Source organism: Actinoplanes sp. NPDC051513, from assembly GCF_044454685.1.
Taxonomy (GTDB): Bacteria; Actinomycetota; Actinomycetes; order Mycobacteriales; family Micromonosporaceae; genus Actinoplanes.
On the sequence record NZ_JBITDW010000001.1, the window covers coordinates 628,127 to 646,702 of the forward strand.

General features: G+C 69.0%; 15 protein-coding genes and 1 tRNA gene. 9 read left to right on the forward strand and 7 right to left on the reverse strand.

What is annotated here, in order from left to right:
• Nucleotides 1–2: 2 nt before the first annotated feature.
• From ACIA5D_RS02960 to argS, 3 genes are read right to left on the reverse strand one after another with little or no spacing between them, the layout of a single operon-like run.
• On the reverse strand, nucleotides 3–1,295 hold the full coding sequence (locus ACIA5D_RS02960) for a homoserine dehydrogenase (RefSeq protein WP_396028582.1): 1,293 nt from the start codon (nucleotides 1,293–1,295) through the stop codon (nucleotides 3–5).
• A gap of 14 nt (nucleotides 1,296–1,309) precedes the next feature.
• Nucleotides 1,310–2,695: a diaminopimelate decarboxylase gene (gene lysA, locus ACIA5D_RS02965; protein ID WP_396028119.1), complete on the reverse strand. Its 1,386-nt coding sequence runs from the start codon at nucleotides 2,693–2,695 to the stop codon at nucleotides 1,310–1,312.
• A gap of 3 nt (nucleotides 2,696–2,698) precedes the next feature.
• Nucleotides 2,699–4,363, reverse strand: a complete 1,665-nt coding sequence (argS, locus tag ACIA5D_RS02970; protein WP_396028120.1) for an arginine--tRNA ligase — start codon at nucleotides 4,361–4,363, stop codon at nucleotides 2,699–2,701.
• An 85-nt stretch (nucleotides 4,364–4,448) separates the two neighbouring features.
• Between argS and ACIA5D_RS02975 the strand changes: the two genes are divergently transcribed.
• From ACIA5D_RS02975 to ACIA5D_RS03005, 7 genes are all read left to right on the forward strand, one after another.
• A complete protein-coding gene (locus ACIA5D_RS02975; RefSeq protein WP_396028121.1) occupies nucleotides 4,449–5,252 on the forward strand; it encodes a DUF3105 domain-containing protein in 804 nt (267 codons plus the stop codon).
• Nucleotides 5,252–5,923 carry a DUF305 domain-containing protein gene (locus tag ACIA5D_RS02980; RefSeq protein ID WP_396028122.1) on the forward strand — a complete coding sequence of 224 codons (672 nt, stop codon included), beginning with the start codon at nucleotides 5,252–5,254 and terminating at the stop codon, nucleotides 5,921–5,923. Before ACIA5D_RS02975 ends, ACIA5D_RS02980 begins: the two co-directional genes overlap by 1 nt.
• 49 nt (nucleotides 5,924–5,972) lie before the next feature.
• Nucleotides 5,973–6,047: transfer RNA gene (locus ACIA5D_RS02985), tRNA-Arg, on the forward strand.
• A gap of 313 nt (nucleotides 6,048–6,360) precedes the next feature.
• Nucleotides 6,361–6,960: a hypothetical protein gene (locus ACIA5D_RS02990; protein WP_396028123.1), complete on the forward strand. Its 600-nt coding sequence runs from the start codon at nucleotides 6,361–6,363 to the stop codon at nucleotides 6,958–6,960.
• Nucleotides 6,961–7,231: 271 nt separating this feature from the next.
• Entirely contained in the window at nucleotides 7,232–7,531 is a 300-nt protein-coding gene (locus ACIA5D_RS02995) for a helix-turn-helix domain-containing protein (protein ID WP_396028124.1), read from the forward strand.
• On the forward strand, nucleotides 7,528–8,760 hold the full coding sequence (locus ACIA5D_RS03000) for a type II toxin-antitoxin system HipA family toxin (RefSeq protein ID WP_396028125.1): 1,233 nt from the start codon (nucleotides 7,528–7,530) through the stop codon (nucleotides 8,758–8,760). The genes ACIA5D_RS02995 and ACIA5D_RS03000 overlap by 4 nt, the downstream gene beginning before the upstream one ends.
• Before the next feature lie 537 nt (nucleotides 8,761–9,297).
• Nucleotides 9,298–11,085: a serine/threonine protein kinase gene (locus ACIA5D_RS03005; protein ID WP_396028126.1), complete on the forward strand. Its 1,788-nt coding sequence runs from the start codon at nucleotides 9,298–9,300 to the stop codon at nucleotides 11,083–11,085.
• 33 nt (nucleotides 11,086–11,118) lie between these two features.
• On the opposite strand, the gene ACIA5D_RS03010 is transcribed toward ACIA5D_RS03005, so the two are convergent.
• On the reverse strand, nucleotides 11,119–12,255 hold the full coding sequence (locus ACIA5D_RS03010) for an epoxide hydrolase family protein (RefSeq protein WP_396028583.1): 1,137 nt from the start codon (nucleotides 12,253–12,255) through the stop codon (nucleotides 11,119–11,121).
• Nucleotides 12,256–12,324: 69 nt separating this feature from the next.
• Here ACIA5D_RS03010 and ACIA5D_RS03015 point away from each other — a divergent pair, with 69 nt between their 5' ends.
• The gene (locus ACIA5D_RS03015) at nucleotides 12,325–13,275 is read left to right on the forward strand and encodes a helix-turn-helix transcriptional regulator (protein ID WP_396028127.1); all 951 of its coding nucleotides are present in this window, start codon (nucleotides 12,325–12,327) and stop codon (nucleotides 13,273–13,275) included.
• On the opposite strand, the gene ACIA5D_RS03020 is transcribed toward ACIA5D_RS03015, so the two are convergent.
• The 3 genes from ACIA5D_RS03020 to ACIA5D_RS03030 all read right to left on the reverse strand — a co-directional run bounded on the left by ACIA5D_RS03020 (nucleotide 13,272) and on the right by ACIA5D_RS03030 (nucleotide 17,645).
• Entirely contained in the window at nucleotides 13,272–14,300 is a 1,029-nt protein-coding gene (locus ACIA5D_RS03020; protein WP_396028128.1) for a WxL protein peptidoglycan domain-containing protein, read from the reverse strand. The genes ACIA5D_RS03015 and ACIA5D_RS03020 overlap by 4 nt on opposite strands.
• Before the next feature lie 68 nt (nucleotides 14,301–14,368).
• Nucleotides 14,369–16,327 carry a fibronectin type III domain-containing protein gene (locus ACIA5D_RS03025; protein ID WP_396028129.1) on the reverse strand — a complete coding sequence of 653 codons (1,959 nt, stop codon included), beginning with the start codon at nucleotides 16,325–16,327 and terminating at the stop codon, nucleotides 14,369–14,371.
• 115 nt (nucleotides 16,328–16,442) lie between these two features.
• On the reverse strand, nucleotides 16,443–17,645 hold the full coding sequence (locus tag ACIA5D_RS03030) for a HupE/UreJ family protein (protein ID WP_396028130.1): 1,203 nt from the start codon (nucleotides 17,643–17,645) through the stop codon (nucleotides 16,443–16,445).
• A gap of 150 nt (nucleotides 17,646–17,795) precedes the next feature.
• Here ACIA5D_RS03030 and ACIA5D_RS03035 point away from each other — a divergent pair, with 150 nt between their 5' ends.
• Nucleotides 17,796–18,485, forward strand: coding sequence for a hypothetical protein (locus ACIA5D_RS03035; RefSeq protein WP_396028131.1), 690 nt, complete (start codon nucleotides 17,796–17,798; stop codon nucleotides 18,483–18,485).
• The last annotated feature ends 91 nt before the right edge of the window (nucleotides 18,486–18,576 follow it).

Genomic DNA, 18,576 nt, shown 5'->3' on the forward strand with positions numbered 1-18,576 from the left:
GCTCAGACCCCTCCCTCGACGCGCAGCACGCTGGCGATGGATCGGACGATGTCCAGTTGCGACAGTGAGTCGACCGTAGCGGTCAGCGCCGCGTCCGGGGCCCCGTGGGTGACGATGACCAGCTTCGCGTCCTCCTCGCGGCCGGACTGGCGGACCGTCGCGATCGACACCTCATGCCGGGCGAAGACGCCGGCCACCGCGGCCAGCACGCCCGGCTTGTCGTCCACGTCGAGGTTGATGTGGTACCTCGTCACGGCCGCGCCGATCGGCCGGACCGGCAGGTGGGCGTAGTTGCTCTCGCTTGGCGCCCGGGTGCCGGAGAGACGGTTGCGCGCGGCCGCCACGATGTCGCCGAGCACGGCGCTGGCCGTCGGCGTGCCGCCGGCCCCGCGGCCGTAGAACATGAGCTGCCCGGCCGCCTCGGCCTCGACGAAGACCGCGTTGAACGCGTCGCCGACGCTCGCAAGGGGGTGGCTGCGCGGGATCATCGCGGGGTGCACCCGCACGCTGACCGACTCGGCGCCGGTCTCGTCGGGGCCGCGCTCGGCGATGCAGAGCAGCTTGATCGTGCAGCCCATCTCTTTCGCGCTGGCCATGTCGCCCGCGGTCACCCCGGTCATGCCCTCGCGGAACACGTCGGCCGCGGTGACCCGGGTGTGGAACGCCAGCGAGGCGAGGATGGCCGCCTTGGCCGCGGCGTCGAAGCCCTCCACATCGGCGGTGGGGTCGGCCTCGGCGTACCCGAGCTCGGTGGCTTCGTCGAGGGCCTCGCTGAAGCCCGCGCCGGAGGAGTCCATCGACGAGAGGATGAAGTTGGTGGTGCCGTTGACGATGCCGGTGACCCGGGTGACGCGGTCGCCGTGCAGCGACTCGCGCAGCGGGCGCAGCAGCGGGATCGCGCCGGCCACCGAGGCCTCGTAGTAGAGGTCGGCGCCGCCCTCGGCGGCCGCGTCGTGCAGCGAGGCGCCGTCCTCGGCGAGCAGCGCCTTGTTGGCGGTGACGACGCTCTTGCCGCCGCGCAGCGCCTCGACCAGCCACGTACGGGCCGGCTCGATGCCGCCGACCACCTCGATGACCACATCGACGTCGTCGCGCTTGACCAGCCCGAGCGCGTCGGTGGTGAACAGGCTCGGGTCGACCGGGAGATCGCCGCGCTCGCGGCCGGGGCGGCGCACGGCGATGCCGACGATCTCCAACGGGGCGCCGATCCGGGCCGTCAGATCCCCGGCCTGATGGTGCAGCAGGCGGACCACTTCCGAGCCGACGGTGCCGCACCCCAGCAGGGCCAGGCGGATCGGTTTGCTTGAGCTCATCCAACATCCAATGCGAGCAGGTCGTCCTCGGTCTCGCGGCGCACGATCACGCGCGAGGCGCCGTCGCGCACCGCCACGACCGGCGGCCGAGGCACGTGGTTGTAGTTGCTGGCCATGCTCCGGCAATACGCGCCGGTGCCCGGCACGGCAAGAAGATCTCCGGGCCGCACGTCCGCGGGCAGGAATTCATCCTTCACGACGATGTCCCCGCTTTCACAATGCTTTCCCACGACGCGGGCCAGCATCGGCTCGGCGACGCTGGCGCGGCTCGCCACCGTGGCGGAGTAGGAGGCGTCGTAGAGCGCGGTACGGATGTTGTCGCTCATGCCGCCGTCGACGCTCACATACGTGCGGATGCCGTCGACGTCCTTGACCGTGCCGACCTCGTAGAGCGTGAACACGGCCGGCCCGACGATCGCGCGGCCGGGCTCGACGGAGAGCCGCGGCTTGCGCAGGTTCGCCAGGTCGCACTCGCCCTCAACGATCTTGTTGATGCGCTTGGCCAGGTCGCCGGCCGTGGAGGGGTCGTCCTGGGTGGTGTACGCGATGCCGAAGCCGCCGCCGAGGTCGAGCTCCTCGAGCTCTACCCCGCGCGCGTCGCGGATCTGGGCCTGCAGCTCGAGCACGCGACGGGCCGCCACCTCGAAGCCGCTGGTGTCGAAGATCTGCGAGCCGATGTGCGAGTGGAGACCGCGCAGGTCGAGGACGCCCTCGTCGAGGATCCGGACGGCCGCCGCGAACGCCGCGCCGCCGGCCAGGGAGAACCCGAACTTCTGGTCCTCGTGGGCGGTCGCGATGAACTCGTGCGTGTGAGCCTCGACACCGACAGTGACGCGTACGAGAACCTTTGGCCTTTTGCCCGTTTTTTCGGACAAATAGGTTAGACGGGTTATTTCGTCGAATGAGTCGACGACGATGCGGCCGACGCCGGCTTCCAGTGCGCGGGACAATTCGGACACCGACTTGTTGTTGCCATGGAAGCCGATGCGTTCCGCCGGGAAGCCGGCTTTCAAGGCGACCGCCAGCTCGCCGCCCGAGCACACGTCGAGGAAGAGACCCTCCTCGTTGATGATCTTGACGACCGCCTTGCACAGGAACGACTTGCCCGCGTAGTAGACATCGGCGTCACCGAAGGCCGACCCGAACTCGCGGCACCGAGCGCGCAGGTCATCCTCGTCGAGCAGGTAGGCGGGCGTGCCGTGCTCGGCCGCGAGGTCGGCGACGCTCACGCCGCCGATCTGCAAGGCCCCGGCCTCGGCGCGACTCACGGTGCGCGGCCAGAGTTGCGGCACGAGGGCGTTGACGTCTTCGGGCGTACGCAGCCAGGCGGGCCCCCGCTGTCCCAGATCGCCGTGCAGCGCCCCGGCCTCATGAGCTCGCATGCCCTACATCCTTTCGGGGGCCGAGACCCCGAGCAGGGCCAAACCGTTAGCGATCACCGTACGGGTGGCGTCGTTGAGCCAGAGCCGCGCCCGGTGCAGATCCGTGATCTCCTCGTCGCTCAGCGGCAGCACCCGGCACTTGTCGTAGAAGCGGTGGTACGCCCCCGCGACCTCCTCCAGGTACCGCGCGACGTGGTGCGGCTCGCGCAGCGCCGCCGCCCGGGCGACCGTCTCGGGATACTCGCCCAGGGCCTTGAGCAGCTCGTTCTCTTTCTCGTGCTTGAGCAGCTCGGGGTGGAAGCCACCCGCGTCGCCCCGGGTCAGGCCGACCTCGGCGGCGTTGCGGGCCACGCTCGCGGTGCGGGCCGCGACGTACTGCACGTAGTAGACCGGGTTGTCGTTGCTGGCCCTGGTCCAGACCGCGATGTCGAGGTTGATCGGCGAGTCGGAGGAGTAGCGCGCCAGCGCGTACCGGGTGGCGTCGACGCCCAGCGCGTCCACGAAGTCTTCCAGCGTGATGACCGTGCCGGCGCGCTTGCTCATCCGCACCGGCTCCCCGTCGCGTACGAGATTGACCAGCTGGCCGATGAGGATCTCGAGATTCTTGGCGGGGTCGTCGCCGAAGCACGCGGACATCGCCTTCATCCGGCCGATGTAGCCGTGATGGTCGGCGCCCAGCATGATCACGACCCGGTCGAAGCCGCGCTTGCGCTTGTCGAGGTAGTAGGCGCAGTCGGCGGCGAAATACGTCCAGTCGCCGTCGGACTTGCGCAGCACCCGGTCTTTGTCGTCACCGAACTCGGTCGTACGCAGCCAGGTCGCGCCGTCGGCTTCGAAAATGTGGCCCTGCTCGCGCAGCCGATCGAGCGCCTCCTGCAGCTCGCCCCGGTTGTGCAGGTCCTTCTCGTTGAAGTACGTGTCGAAGTGCACGCCGAACTCGGTCAGCGACTGCCTGATCTCGGCGAACATCAGCTCGACGCCGACCCGCCGGAACACCTCGAGCGCCTCGGGCTCGCCCAGCTCGAGCACGTCGGGGGCCTCCGCGCGCACCGCGGTGGCGATCTCGGCGATGTAGGCGCCGCCGTAGCCGTCCTCGGGGGCGGGCTCGCCCTTCGCGCTCGCATACAGCGACTTGGCGAACCTGTCGATCTGCGATCCGGCGTCGTTGAAGTAGTACTCCGTGCCGACGGTGGCGCCGGCCGCACGCAGCAGCCTCGAGAGGGCGTCACCCACCGCGGCCCACCGCACGCCGCCGATGTGCACGGGGCCGGTGGGGTTCGCCGAGACGAACTCCAGGTTGATCCGCTCGCCGCTCAACGTGTCCGTATGTCCGTATTCCGCACCGGCGAGCACGATGTCGCGGGCCAGCACGCCGACCGACGCCGCGTCCACCCGGATGTTCAGGAAGCCGGGACCGGCCACCTCCACCGACTTGATCCCCGGCTGCCGGCCCAGCTCCTCGGCGAGGGCCGCGGCCAGGTCACGCGGCGCCACCCCGGCCTTCTTGCCCAGCTGGAGGGCGAGCGTCGACGCGTAGTCTCCGTGCTCGGGGTTACGGGGTCGCTCCATGGACGTCGTACCCGGCAGCGCCGTGACGTCGAGCCCGCGGGTCTCGAAGACGGCACGAGCAGCTGAGAGAACGGTGGCAGCAAGGTTGGCGGGAGTCACTCAACCATGCTATCGGGGGTAGACTTTCGCACTCGGCGGCCACCCGAGCCCCGCCCTTCCGCTTCAAACGAATCGACGAGGCACGATGAGCATGAGCACGCCGGGTCCCGAGCGGGTCCCGTCCACCGTCAAGGTCGGCAAGACGACCGGCCAGGGCAAGCCGCCCACCGGGCCCGCCAAGAAGACCACCGGCGCCAAGAAGACCGCTCCCGGCAAGGGTTCGGGGGGCAAGGGCCGCAAGCCCATCACGCCCGTCAAGGTCAGCGGCGGCCGCAGCTGGGGCCCGATCATGGTGATCGGCCTGGTCGCGGTGATCGCCCTCGGCATCATCGGCTTCGGCGTGTACAGCGTCGTCAAGGGCTCCCGCAGCTGGGAGGACAAGGTCGCCGACATCAAGGGCGTGGTCGACTACCGCGCCCAGAAGAACGCGCAGATCGACGCGCGCGACCACAAGGACGGCACGCTCACGTACGTGACCAGCCCGCCCGTCGGCGGCGCGCACAACGCCACCCCGCAGAACTGCTCCGGTGACGTGTATGACGCGCCGATCGCCAACGAGCACGCCGTGCACAGCCTCGAGCACGGCGCCGTCTGGGTGACGTACAAGCAGGGCCTCGCCGCCGACCAGGTCGCCGTGCTGACCAAGAAGGTCCAGGGCCAGGACTACACGTTCATGTCGCCGTACGCCGGCCTCGACAAGAACGTGTCGGTGCAGGTCTGGGGCTACCAGCTCAAGACCGACGACGCGAACGACCCCCGCATCGACCAGTTCATCAAGGACACGCGCCTCGTGGCCGCCCTCGAGCCCGGCATCTCCTGCTCCGGCGGCAACACCACCACCGGCCCGGTCACCGCGGCCGCCAACGGCGCGGGCACGACGGGTAGCTGATGACCATCTCCACCGACTCGGAAGCGGCGGCCGACGCCGCCGCTTCCGAGGACGTCCCGGCCGCCGGCCGTAACCGCCGCAGCTGGATCCTCGTGATCGCGGCGCTGCTGGTCGGCACCATGCTCGGCCTCGGCATCGGCATCCTGGTCCCGCACCTGCGAACCCCCGGCGACGACTCGGTGGAAGCGGGCTTCCTGCGCGACATGTCGACCCACCACGCCCAGGCCGTCGAGATGTCGATGATCGTCCACCAGAAGTCGGACGACCCGCAGATCGTCTACCTCGCCTCCGACATCGCCCTCACCCAGCACGGCCAGATCGGCTACATGCAGGCCTGGCTGCGCGACTGGCACCTGAGCCCCACCGGCTCCAAGCCCGCCATGGCCTGGATGCCCGACTCGGCCGGCTCGGTCGTCAACGGCCTGATGCCCGGCATGGCCACCCCCGAGCAGCTCGCGACGCTCCGCAAGGCCACGGGCAAAGACCTGGAAATCCAATACCTGACCTTGATGCGCCAGCACCACCTCGGCGGCATCCACATGGCCCAGGAGGCCGTGAAGCTGTCGAAGAACAAGGACGTGACCTGGCTGGCCGGCACGATGGTGGCCTCCCAGCAGGGCGAGATCGCTTTGATCGACGACCTCCTCAAGAAGCTCCAGGCCACGTCATAACCCGGTTGGCAGTGGTTCTGGCTGGCCTGCTAGGCTCTGGAACCACTGAGCCCCCGTAGCTCAGGGGATAGAGCGTCGCCCTCCGGAGGCGAAAGCGCAGGTTCGAATCCTGCCGGGGGCACCACTCAGGCTCTCCCTGCTCGGCGCTGGCGCGCCTCGCCTTGTCGTGATGCATTCCGACCTGGGGGCCGAGCCCCCAGACCCCCACGTCACACCACCTGGCGTTCTCTGCTCGGCTCGAAGCTCGCCGGCAAGTGGCGCCACCCACCCCTTCCCTCTTTGGCGATAGGTCGGCGGCAGGGGCCCTACTCGCGCTTCCTGTCACCTTCACCTACTCGAAGGCGCGTTGGCCCGTCACGGGCTGACCGACGAGATTCCTGCGACGATTGATGTGGCCCTTCCGCGTGGCACCTACCGCCCGGGCTGTTCGGGTGCCCGTGACCTGGCACCTGTTTGATCCCGACACGTTTGAGATCGGGCGGACTACGGTGCCGCTCGAGGAACAGACGTACATCGGGTTGTATGACGCGCCGCGGAGCATCATCGACGCGGCCCGGCTACGCCACCGCGAGGGCTCCGAGCTTGTCTACGGTGCGCTGAGACGGTGGTTGAGCCGACGCGGATCGTCGCCGTCGGAATTGCTGGCGATGGCCCGGCGGTTTCCTCAGTCCGAGCGGACGCTGCGCGAGGCAATGGAGATCTCTGTGAACGACCGCCCCACCCGTGCCACCGTCGCGGGCCGCGCATATCTCGATCTGCAAAATCTCGTTCGCCGAACCAAACGGCCAACCAACGAATTGCACCAGCCCTACGCGGTGGAGGGCTTCCTCGCCTGGCTGGTCGAGTCCGCCTACGCCGACCGCCTGATCCTCAAAGGTGGTGTTACATCGCCATCGGTGAGCCCGCCGGCGCCGTTCTCCCTATCGTTCTCGGCACCTTCGCGGCCCTCGTGGGCCTGGGCCCGTTTCGGACTCGTCTCCGTCGGGTGTGGAGTTATCTGGACCAGCCACGCTAAGGGTCACGACCGTGCGCGTTAAGCTGTTTAGGGGTCACCGTCATGACCGTTAAGCAGAGGAGCGCCATGCCGGCCCCGGCCAAGCGCAGAGAAGCGACCGCATTCCATAGACCCGCACAACACCTCGAGGCGTTTGCCGTGCGAGCCCTGTTCGGCAGTGTCACGCCTCCCGCCTTCGCGCCCTTCCTGTCGCTCAGCGTTCGCTGTTCTTGTCTTGCAGGCTTTGTAATGCTCGCTATCCTGGGCGTTAAGCCGTATTGTGGTCAAGATACTGACCACTAGGTGAGGGTCCCATGTCCCGTCCGGTTTCATCGCGCGTGAAGGCCGCGGCTGCCAGCATCGGCGAACAGTTCGTGGCCTGGCGGAAGCTCCAAGGCCTTACGGCTGCCCAGGTGGCCGAGCGTGCCGGCATTTCCCGGAATACGCTGCGACGGATCGAGACGGGGGACACCGGGGTCGGCCTGCAGGCGTTCTTGAGCACCGCTCGAGCCCTCGGCGTCCTCGACGCGGTAGTGACGGCCACAGATCCGTACGAAACCGATCTCGGTCGTGCCCGCGCCGATGAGGTCCTGCCGAAGCGGATCCGTCAGTGAGCCGCATCCTTACGTACGTTGAGATCGACGGCGACACCCGCGTTGTCGGGGATGCCTTCGTCAATTTTCGCCGTGGCCGGCTGACGGCAACGTTCTCCTACGACCGCGACTACCTTTCGTATCGAGGCGCGTACTCGATCGACCCCGCCCTGGGGCTCACGGGAGGCTCGTGGCCGCTGCCTCATGGGCTGTCCGGGGCGTTCGGCGACGCGTCCCCCGACCGTTGGGGCCGGAATCTGATCGCCAAGCGTCTCCGCGCCGAGGCCGGTATCGAGGGCCGTCCGATGCCGACCCTCGACGATCGGGATTACCTGCTGGGGGTGAGCGACGAGACCCGGCAGGGTGCTCTGCGTTTCAAGACCGACGCCGACGGCGAATTTCAGCATCCGGCGCCGGAGGTGCCGAAGCTCATTGCTCTGCCCACGCTGCTCCACGCCGCCGACACCGTTGCCCGCGACCAACCGGACAGCATGGACGCGATCAAGACACTGCTGGACGCGGGCACCGGTTCGCTCGGCGGAGCACGGCCAAAAGCGTCGGTAAGGGACGGCGACCGCCTCCTGATCGCCAAGTTCCCTCATCACGCCGACGAGTGGAGTGTCATCGCATGGGAGAAGACCGCACTGGACCTCGCGGAAGCGGCCGGAATCTCGGTACCGAGACGGCAACTGGTCGGTATTGAAGGAAGCCAGGTATTGCTGCTCGATCGATTCGATCGGGAAGGCGCGAGCCGCATCGGTTATCTGAGCGCGATGACGCTTCTGGAGGCTGAGGACGGACAACGCCGCGACTACACCGAGATCGCCGAGGTCATACCGGAACACAGCTCGGCGACCACCGCCGATCTCAAGCAGCTGTGGCGACGCATCGCCTTCTCCATCGCTTTCCACAACACCGACGATCATCTCCGCAATCACGGATTTCTCCGGCACGGATCCGGTTGGCGGCTCGCCCCCGGCTTCGACATCAACCCCAATCCGGACCTCGCCGCTCAGCGGGTCACCAGCATCGGAGGGGCCGGCGGTCCAGCCGACGAGGTCAGCGCGCTGCTGATGTATTCGGAGCTCTTCGGCCTTACCGACCACCAGGCTCGCACCGCCCTCGGCGAAATCGGCGATGCCACCAGCAACTGGACCGTCGTCGCCCGCCGCAACGGAATCGCCGAGGCGGAGATCGCCCGTTTCGAACGAACTCTGAGCCACACCATCAATGCCGTACGCCTCAACTGATACCGGGCACCAACGGGTTGGATCAGAGTGTGGTTGGGGTGGGCCAGGGGTTTTCGGTGGGTGAGGGCTGATCGTCTGTGCGGTCGGTGGCGGCTCCAGTGGTGGCGGCGGCGGTGACGTAGCGCAGGCGCAGCCGGCGGTCGGGCAGGAACCACCGCCTCGGCCTTCCATGACACCGATCAGCACCGAGAACGAGGCGAAGACGCGACTTTCTCTCGGCTTTCGCCGGGGACCCTCCGTCATCGATTGCCGCCGGCCCGTCGGCCCACTAGCCGATCGATGTAACGCGCGCCACACCGCGCCGGGAGCGGCTGAGCCACGAATCGGGGGCCTCAAATGCCTCATACCGCGCCCAAACCGCGCACCTTACGCTCCGTGGTGCCAGTCGGGAACATGCCAAAACCCGTGAGTAACAAGAAGAGTGTGCAAAATGGTGGCTGTCACATGGGCGTACGCGTGATTGGCGGTCGTAAGATCGGGGACCGTCCAGATCGGTACGTCGTCACCTAGAGTGACTGTCCTTGGGAGCGCGTCTCCATGACGACTAGTCCCCTGCGGCCCGGCGACCCGCGACGGCTCGGCGACTACCGCCTGCTGTCCCGGCTCGGCGAGGGCGGGATGGGCACCGTCTTCCTCGGGCGCGACCCGGGCGGCCGGCCCGTCGCCGTGAAGGCGATCCGGCCGGAGCACGCCAACAACGCCGAGTTCCGCGCCCGGTTCCGCAGCGAGGTGCAGCGGGCCCGGCAGGTTCCGTCCTTCTGCACCGCCGCGGTCCTGGACGCCGATCCCGACGACGACACGCCGTACCTCGTCGTGGAATACGTCGAAGGCCCCAGCCTGCAGGAGGTGGTCGAGGAGCGGGGTCCGATGTCGCCCGGCGACCTGCACAGCATCGCGGTCGGCGTGGCGGCGGCGTTGACCGCGATCCACGGCGCCGGCGTCATCCATCGCGACCTGAAGCCGAGCAACGTCCTGCTGTCGCTCGGCCTGCCCAAGGTGATCGACTTCGGCATCGCCCGGGCCCTCGAGGCGACCACCAAGTACACCCGGCCGGGCCGCTGGGTGGGCACCGTCGACTACATGGCTCCGGAACGGCTCGATCCCGACGTCGGCCCGGTCACGCCCGCGGCGGACATCTTCGCCTGGGGCGGCGTGATCGTCTTTGCCGGCACCGGGCGGAACCCGTTCTACGGCGACACACCGGTGGCGACCGCCGCCCAGATCCTCACCAAGGCGCCCGAGCTGCGAGGCGTGCCCGAGTCGCTGATCGACCTGGTCGGTCACGCGTTCGCGAAAGATCCGGGCGACCGGCCGACCGCCAACGAGGTCCTTCAGCAACTGCTCGCGGCGAACGCCCCGCAGTCCGACCCGCGGCCGCGACGCACCAGCGGCCGGTTCGACGCGCGCGACCTGCTCGAGCAGGTGATCGCCGAAGGCCCGCGATCGACGCCGGCCACCCGGTCGGTACCGGCCATCGGCCCCGGGCCGGCCATCAACCCCACCCCGGTCGGCCGCCCCGCACACATCAGCCCTGCTCCGATCAGCCCTACTCCGATCAGCCCCGTTCCGATCAGCCCAGCGCCGGTCAGCCCAGCGCCGGTCACCACCCGGGCGGAACGGCGGAGGAAGGCGGCATCCAAAACGCCGCGACGCCTGACGTACGCGGTGGGCGCCCTGATGCTGGCTTCGGTGGCCGCCGCGACCGTCGCCTACGCGCGGACGACCGGCGACCCGCCGGCCGCGGCGATCGATCCGCAGACCAAGATCGCCACTGCGACGACATCGAGCCTGCGCGGGCCGTCCTTCTCCGATCCGCTCCGCGGTCCGGGCCGGTTCCGGGAGAGCCACGCGGAATCCGGCAGCTGCACTTTTGCGGACGGCCAATTGCTGGCCCGGGTCAAGGGCAGGTCGACATATCAGTGCCTGGGGCCGGACGACGCGTTCACCGGGGACCAGTCGATCTCCGTACGGGTCGGGCTGGCGAGCGCCGACGCCTGCGCGATGGTCTGGTTCCGCTACAGCGGCGACCGGGGCTACCAGCTGACCGCCTGCGCCGACCAGGTGGAGCTGGAGGAGTTGAACGGCGTCCTGCTGAACTCGCTCGGCAAGTCGACGACCGGCCTCGAGCCGGGCACGCCGCATGAGCTCGGCATCGTGATCTCCAACCAGCACGCCGCCGTCACCATCGACGGCAAGGGCGTCGTGGAAGGCGCCGTGGCCGACCCCGACCTCGCCACCGGCCGCATCCAGCTCGGTGTCACCAACACCGGCGCGGGCAACGCCGCTGAGGTGTCCTTCGCCGATATCGACGCCCGCACCGGCTGAGTCCGCAAAGCGCTCCGACCACCCCGAGCCGGATCAGCGCAGCTCGGCGAAGAACTCGCGGATGTCGCCGACCAGCAGGTCCGGGGCCTCCATGGCCGCGAAATGGCCGCCGCGCTGGAACTCGGACCAGCGCACGATGGTGTGCTCGAGGTCGAGCGTCCGACGGATCGACACGTCCAGGGGGAAGACCGCAACACCGGTCGGCACCGTGGAACGAGCGCTCGCGCCCCAGGCGCCCGCGTGGGCGGTCTCGTAGTAGCAGTTGGCCGACGAGCCGGCGGTTCCGGTCAGCCAGTACAGCATCACGTTGGTGAGCAGCCGGTCCCGGTCCACCGCGTCCTCGGGCAGGTCGGCGGCCGGGTCGGTCCACTCCTTGAATTTCTCGACGATCCAGGCCAGCTGGCCGACCGGCGAGTCGTGCAGGGCGTGCGCCAGCGTCTGCGGGCGGGTGATCTGGATCATCGCGTATCCGGACTGCTCGAACTTCATGTAGGCCAGGTGCTTCAGCCGCTCCTGCTCGGCCGGCGTCAGCTCACCCATCTCGTCCGGGTTGACCTCGGAGAACGCGGAGACGCCGTTCACGTGCACGCCGACGACCTTGTCGGGGTTGAGCCGGCCGAGCCCGGGTGAGACGACGGCGCCGGTGTCGCCGCCCTGCGCGCCATACCGCTCGTAGCCGAGCCGGCTCATCAGCTCGGCGAACGCCCTGGTCACCCGGCTGGTGTCCCAGCCGGGCTCGCGAGTCGGGCCGGAGAAGCCGCTCCCCGGGATCGACGGGATCACCAGGTGGAACGCGTCCGCCGGGTCTCCGCCGTACGCGCGGGGGTTGGTCAGCGGGCCGATGACGTCGAGGAACTCCACGATCGAACCGGGCCAGCCGTGGGTCATGATCAGCGGCAGCGCGTCCGGCTCGGGCGAGCGCACGTGCACGAAGTGGACGTTCTGCCCGTCGATCTCGGTGGTGAACTGCGGGTATTTGTTCAGCTCGCGCTCGTGGGCCCGCCAGTCGTAGCCGTCGCGCCAGTACTCGGCCAGCCCCTTGAGGTAGCTCGCCGGCACCCCGCGGCTCCAGCCCACGCCGGGCAGGTCGGTGGTCCACCGGGTACGGGCGAGCCGGTCGCGTAGGTCGTCCAGGTCGGCCTGAGGAATGTCGATGGTGAAGGGAGAAATCTGCATGCCGACAACGCTAGGGCGCGGTTAGGTCAGGTTCGGTCCTAGGCGGGTGACAGACTTCCGGGCATGTGGGAAACCTCGGCGCGGCTGCTGCGACTGCTCTCGCTTCTGCAAACCCGGCGCGACTGGTCCGGCGCCGAACTGGCCGAGCGGCTGGAGATCACGCCGCGCACCGTGCGCCGCGACATCGACCGGCTGCGTGCCCTCGGCTACCCCGTGCTGGCCACCGCGGGCACGGCCGGCTACCGGCTGGGCGCCGGCGCCGACGTACCGCCGCTGTTGCTCGACGACGACGAAGCCGTCGCGGTCGCGATGGGCCTGCGCACGGCGGTGGGCGGCTCGATCACCGGCATCGAGGAGACGTCGGTGCGGGCCTTGGCCAAGCTCGAACAGGTGCTGCCGTCCCGGCTACGCCACCGCGTCAACGCCCTGCGCTCGGTGACCGTCCCGATGCTCGACGCCGGCCCCACCGTCGACCCGAGCACCCTCACCGCCATCGCCGGCGCCTGCCGCGACGCGCTACGCCTGCGCTTCGACTACCGCGCTCACGACGGCACGAGCAGCATCCGTACGACCGAGCCGCACCGACTCGTGCACACGGGCCGGCGCTGGTACCTCATCGGCTGGGACGTCGACCGTCAGGACTGGCGCACCTATCGCGTCGACCGCCTGGAGCCACGTACGCCCACCGGCCCCCGGTTCACCCCGCGCACTCCCCCGGACCCCGACCTCAGCGGCTACACCTCGCGGGCGATCTCCACGTCGGCCTACCGCTACCAGGCGCGCTTCACCCTGCACGTCAGCGCCGAGACCGCGGCCGAGCGGATATCGCCCACCACGGGGGCGCTGGAGCCGATCGACGAGCACAGCTGCACCCTGCGGGCCGGGTCCAACTCCCTGGACGAACTGGCCATCTATGTGGCGGGCAAGGGGTTCGACTTCCGGGTCCACGAGCCCCCGGAGCTCGTCGAGCACATGTCGGCGCTGGCCGCTCGCCTGGCCGCCGCGACGGGTTAGCTCGACTGGCTCTCCTTCTCGCGAAGCGCCTTCTCGACGGCCTCCTTCACCCGGTCGTCCTCGCGTGTCCTACGACGGGCACGGGTGCGGCGGGACAGGAGGACAGCCCCGACGATCAGGGCGACCACGACGAGCAGGAGGATCACCAGGGTCCAGGGGACGGTCATGGCGTGGACCGTGGTGGACACCGGCTTCAGCGACGTGGTGGAGCCGGAGGCGTCGGTCAGCAGCGGGGTGAGGGACGCCGTCACGGCCAGGTCGAACGCGGGCGTCACGCCCTTCAGCGGGACAGAGACCTTCCACGACTCGCCCGGGAGCAGCTCGGGCGGCGCGGCGATCGACGCCGCGGTGGTGTGGAACCAGCCGAAGAGGCCCTCGGCCGAGACCGCCTGCTGGGCCGAGAGGGTGGCGTTCCCGGTGTTGTGGATCGTGTACGACACCGTGGCGTGGCCCTGGCCGAACGGGTTGAGCGTGCCCTTGTAGTCGATGTGCACGTTCTCCACCGACAAGGTGGGCCGGAGCTCGCCACTGACCCGGAGCTTGATGCGGATGCCCAGGCGGCGCTCGACGTTGATGCCGGCGGTGTCGCCGGGCTGGGTCAGGGTGGTGACGATGCCGCCGACGTAGTCGCCGGGGGTGGCGTTCTGGGGAATCGTCACGGTGAACGGGACCTGTGCGGTCTTGCCGGGCTGGACGGCGACCTGGGCCTGGGCGCCGCGCACCCACGCACCCACACCGATCTGCTTGTCGTCGCGGTTGCGCAGGTCGAGCTGGCCGGCGCCGGTGGTGAAGCCGTCGGCGGTGTAGACGTTCAGGTCCAGCGGGTCCTTGCCGCGGTTGGCCACGACCAGCGCGTCGCGCAGTGTGCCGCCGGGGTTCACCGAGTAGCTGTAGCTGGAGCGGTCGTTGCCGTAGCTGTTCGAGGCGGTGCGGACCGTCCAGGTGACGTCGCCCTCGTCGGCGAGGGCCGGCGGAGCCGAGGAGAACACCGCCACGGCGGCAAGCAGGACGAGGGTGATCTTCATAGAACCAAAATCCTTGACGTGTACGGGTAGAGCGGGCGCCCCCGGAGGAACGCCCGCCCCAAAGGAAATCAGCTGCTCAGCGCAGTGATCGTGAGGGTGGCCCGATACGAGCCCTTGTCGACGTCGCCCGGGATCTTGAGGTCCAGATCGGCGCCGAGCTTGGCCGTGCCGCGGGCGTGGCCCTGGTCGGCCCAGGCGAGACCGCGGGAGACCGAGAGGCCCTCACCGTGGTCGTCGTACGCGGACGGAACCGCGCCGCTGGCCTGCGCGCCGGCGCCGGCCGTGAGCACGTACGGGCTCCAGCTGAGGTAGGCGCCCGAGAACGTCTTGCTCGCGTCCTTGAAGTCGCCCACGCCGGCCGAGATCGACCACGGCGCGAGGGAGCGACGGCTGTCCGACACGACGATCGGGTTGATCTTGCCGGTCGCCGCGTAGAAGTCGCCGTTGTGGTCCGCGGCGGTGCCGAGGTCGACCAGGCCGTTGTAGCCGTCGATCGTCCAGCCGAACTCACCCGGCGCGGCGGTCGGGACGTCCACCTGGATGTCCTGGCCGTCGGCGTGGTACGGGTGCACCGTCACCTTGTCGACGATCGAGCCGACCGGCTGGCCCTCGGCCGTGTTGGAGCAGGGCGACTTGCCGAGCTCCACCGCGGCGTTCGGCGCCGCGCAGGTGCCGCTGCGGAGGTTCGCGACGACGAGCTTGTCGTTGCGCACCTCGACCTTGACGTAGGAGCGGACGTGCTCCTGGTTCTGCACCGAGTTGTACCAGTAGCTGCTCGGGTTCTGCGGGTCGGCGCCGTTGCCCGCGCCGCTGGTGCCGCTGTTGTCCGGAGCGGTGATGTCGTAGTACTTCGAGCCGGAGGCCGAGTTCGCCGTCACGTAGATGACGCCGCCCGGGCCGGTGAACACGTCGCCCTGGCCCGGCTTCTCGTCCGGGTTGGCCTTCGCGCCGTTCTTGATCTCGTAGCTACGCGAGTAGCTGTGGTCGTGGCCCTGCAGGACCAGGTCCACGCCGAGGTTCGAGAACGCGGTCGGGAAGTCGGTACGACGGATCTTGTTGTCGCCGTCCTTGGCGTGGTCGGCCGGCGAATAGATCGAGTGGTGGTAGACCAGCACCGTCCACTTCGCCTCGCCGCCGTGCGCCTTGACGGTGTCGGTGACGTACTGGACGTGCGCCGCGTCGCCGCCGCCGCCCTGCGAGGTGGCGTAGCTGTTGCTGTTCAGGTCGATGAACAGCGTGTCCTTGTAGATGAACCAGTAGTCGCCGCCGGACTGCGTGCCGTTCGGCTGGCCGTTCGAGTAGAACGCGCCCGACCGGTCGGTGTTCGGCGTGTACAGGTGCTGCTCGTAGGCCTTGCCACCGACGTCGTGGTTACCGATGGTCGCGACCCACGGGTACTGACGCAGCTGCTCGGGGGCGAGGAACGCGTTCCACTGGGTCTCGGTGTTGGCGGTCTCGACCTGGTCGCCGCCGGACACCAGGAGCTCGGCGTTCGGGTTGGCGGCGGTCGAGACGTTCACCGTGTCGACCCAGCCGGCCTGGTCCCGGGCGACGTCGCCCGAGGAGCCGATCTGCGGGTCGCCGTAGAACAGGAAGTCGTAGTCGCCCTCGAAGTCCTGCGTCTTGAAGGCGTACGCCGGCGACCAGTTGCCCTCGGAGCCGACACGGTACGAGTACGCCGTGTGCTCCTTCAGGCCGGTGACGGTGGCGTGCCGGTTGAAGCCGCCGCTGGTGGCGATGTTCGCCGCGCCGGCCGCGGCGAAGGTGACCGCGGACGCCGGGAACTCGCCGTTGGCGAGGTCGGCGGTCGGGGCAACCTGGACCTGCTGGGCGTTGTCCGCCGAGGAGTACCAGGTCACGATGCGCTGGGACTCGTTGGCGCCGACGCCGAGGATGATGCCGGACAGGGTGGCCGTGTCGGCGGCGCTGGCCGGGGAGGCCAGTCCACTGCCGAGCGCGACGCCCAGGCCCAGGAACGCGGCGGTGGCCGTCGCGACCATCCGGTGGCGTACAAGGCTCGTTCTCATCGGTTTCGGTTCCTCTTTTCCAGATGAGATGAGGGATGAAGCGAGATCAAGCTCTCGGCATCCGATGAACCGCCGGTAAATGATCATGTGCTTATGCGTGTCCCCTACAGGAAACTCACAGGCCGAAGACGCGCTGGACGAACCAGACGAGACCCATAACGGACACGCCCGCGGAAATCGCGCCGGTGGCCCAGAGGCCGGCTTTCGGAGACCGCCGTCTAAGCAGGATCAGAAGCGGGAAGACGACCGCGATGATGGCCAACTGAACGACTTCGATGCCGACGTTGAAGACGAGCAGCGACCAGAGCAGCGTCCACGAGAACGCCTCGGTGATACCGAGCGCGCCGGCGAAGCCGAGGCCGTGCACGAGTCCGAAGCAGAACACCACGCCGAGCCGGGTCCACCCGGCACGGTCGAGGCTGAAATGGCTGTGCCCGGCCGTTTCCAGGTCGGTGGCGTGGTCGCCGCGCCGCCAGAGCCGGAACAGGTACCAGCCGGCGACCACCGCGATGGAGAGCGCGATGATCGGCTCGACGACCCGGGCCGGCACGTCGACCACGCCCAGCGCGGCCAGCATGAACGTCACGGAGTGGGCGAGCGTGAAGCTGGTGGCGGCGAGCACGATCTCGCGCGGGCGCCGGGAGCCGGCGATGAGCGCGAGCAGGAACAGGATGTGGTCGATTCCGGTCAGCAGGTGCTCGGCGCCGAGCCTGAAGAACTCCCCGAAGCGCTGGTACCAGGTCTGGGCGGTCGAGAAGGACGGCATGTTCGCGTCGAGCGCGGCACTTCCGGAATGGCCGTCCATCTCGTACGTGACAATGGTTTTCGTGCCTTTGACGTAGCCCTCGGAATCGGGGAACAGGCCGGTGCGGACCTCGTGCTCGTCGGCGCGGGGGCAGGTCCAGTCGAGCAGGACCGTCGTGTAGGGAACGCCCTCCTGCACGCCCATCGTGAAGTCGCCGGCCCGTGTCGCCGTGCAGGCTTGGCCGTCCGACGAGACCGTGAAGCGATCCGTGACGTATCTGATCGCCTCATCGGCCTTGGCGGTGACGGCCGCGGCCATTGCTCGATCGTCGCGGTCGTCGAAGGCGGCGGTCCCGGCCCGGAAGAGCGGGTCGTCCTTCGACGCGTCGGCGGTGGAGACGACGAACAGGTCGTACTCGAGGCTCAGCTTCGTTCGCACGTGCCCGTCGTCACCGTTGGTGACGTCCACGTAGACGACCGAGCTGAAGCCGTGTGCGGAGGCCGGCGCCGCGCCCAAGAAGATCATCCCCAGAAAGGACGCGAGAAGGACGGCCGTGCGGACAGCGCGTGACATGTGGCTCCTTACGTAAGCCAGTGCACGCTGCACGCCATGGGTTAACGGGAGCCGGCTCGCGGGCGAACCCCTGAAAACTGGCGGCCAAGATCAGTATTGGAGGGCCGATATCCGGCCTGAACTGGGATAGGAAGGTGTGCGCACCACCCCGTGACCCGGAGGACGATCGCCTTGCGCGCCCTGATTCGGGCCGTCGCCACCCTCGCCGCCGTCGCCGCGGTGAGCGCCGGCTGCGGCTCACCATCCGACGACTGGACCCAGCCGCACCCCATGCCCACCGCCGTCGGCGTGCTCGGCGCGGGGTTCGTCGATCCCTCGGCCACGCCGACCCCGGAGGGCACGGTCACGCCGAAGCCCGGCTCGTGGAACGACGTCCACCCGTCGAAGGGTTACCGCGTCGTGCTGCTGACGGCGGGCCACGACGCGCCGACGAACGCTTTGATCAAGGCGGTCCAGGACTGGGCCGTGGAGGAGGACGTCAGCCTGCGGACGATCGCCGCCGACGGTGACCACGTGGCCGGCATCACCAAGGCGATCGGCATGAAGCCCGACCTGATCGTCAGCGCCGGCAACGACCTGGTCGACGCGCTCGCCGTGGTCACGGCGAGTCATCTGTCGCAGCAGTTCCTCGTGGTGGGCGCCGAGGTCGCCGAGCCCACCCAGAACGTGACGGCGTCGGACTGGTCGGGCGCGTCGTTCCGCGGCGAAGGACTCGGCGCTTCGTCGGCCTACGACCCGGCTTCGTTCACCGAACAACGGTGCGCCGCGGCGATCCGGGCGGGCGTGGCGGCGGTGTTGCACAACCTCACCGGCATCGTGATCTGGCTGGACAAGATCTGACGCTGCGTGTCCGAAACTATCGGAAACTCATCGGAACTTGGCGTTGACTCCGCTCCCGGCTTGTATCAACAATGGGATCCCCCGGGCGGCG

Coding starts and splice junctions, on each gene's coding strand:
- lysA (WP_396028119.1), bottom strand. CDS start 2,695: ATGCGAGCTCATGAGGCCGGGGCGCTGCACGGCGATCTGGGACAGCGG.
- ACIA5D_RS02975 (WP_396028121.1), top strand. CDS start 4,449: ATGAGCATGAGCACGCCGGGTCCCGAGCGGGTCCCGTCCACCGTCAAG.
- ACIA5D_RS02980 (WP_396028122.1), top strand. CDS start 5,252: ATGACCATCTCCACCGACTCGGAAGCGGCGGCCGACGCCGCCGCTTCC.
- ACIA5D_RS02995 (WP_396028124.1), top strand. CDS start 7,232: ATGTCCCGTCCGGTTTCATCGCGCGTGAAGGCCGCGGCTGCCAGCATC.
- ACIA5D_RS03005 (WP_396028126.1), top strand. CDS start 9,298: ATGACGACTAGTCCCCTGCGGCCCGGCGACCCGCGACGGCTCGGCGAC.
- ACIA5D_RS03015 (WP_396028127.1), top strand. CDS start 12,325: ATGTGGGAAACCTCGGCGCGGCTGCTGCGACTGCTCTCGCTTCTGCAA.
- ACIA5D_RS03020 (WP_396028128.1), bottom strand. CDS start 14,300: ATGAAGATCACCCTCGTCCTGCTTGCCGCCGTGGCGGTGTTCTCCTCG.
- ACIA5D_RS03025 (WP_396028129.1), bottom strand. CDS start 16,327: ATGAGAACGAGCCTTGTACGCCACCGGATGGTCGCGACGGCCACCGCC.
- ACIA5D_RS03030 (WP_396028130.1), bottom strand. CDS start 17,645: ATGTCACGCGCTGTCCGCACGGCCGTCCTTCTCGCGTCCTTTCTGGGG.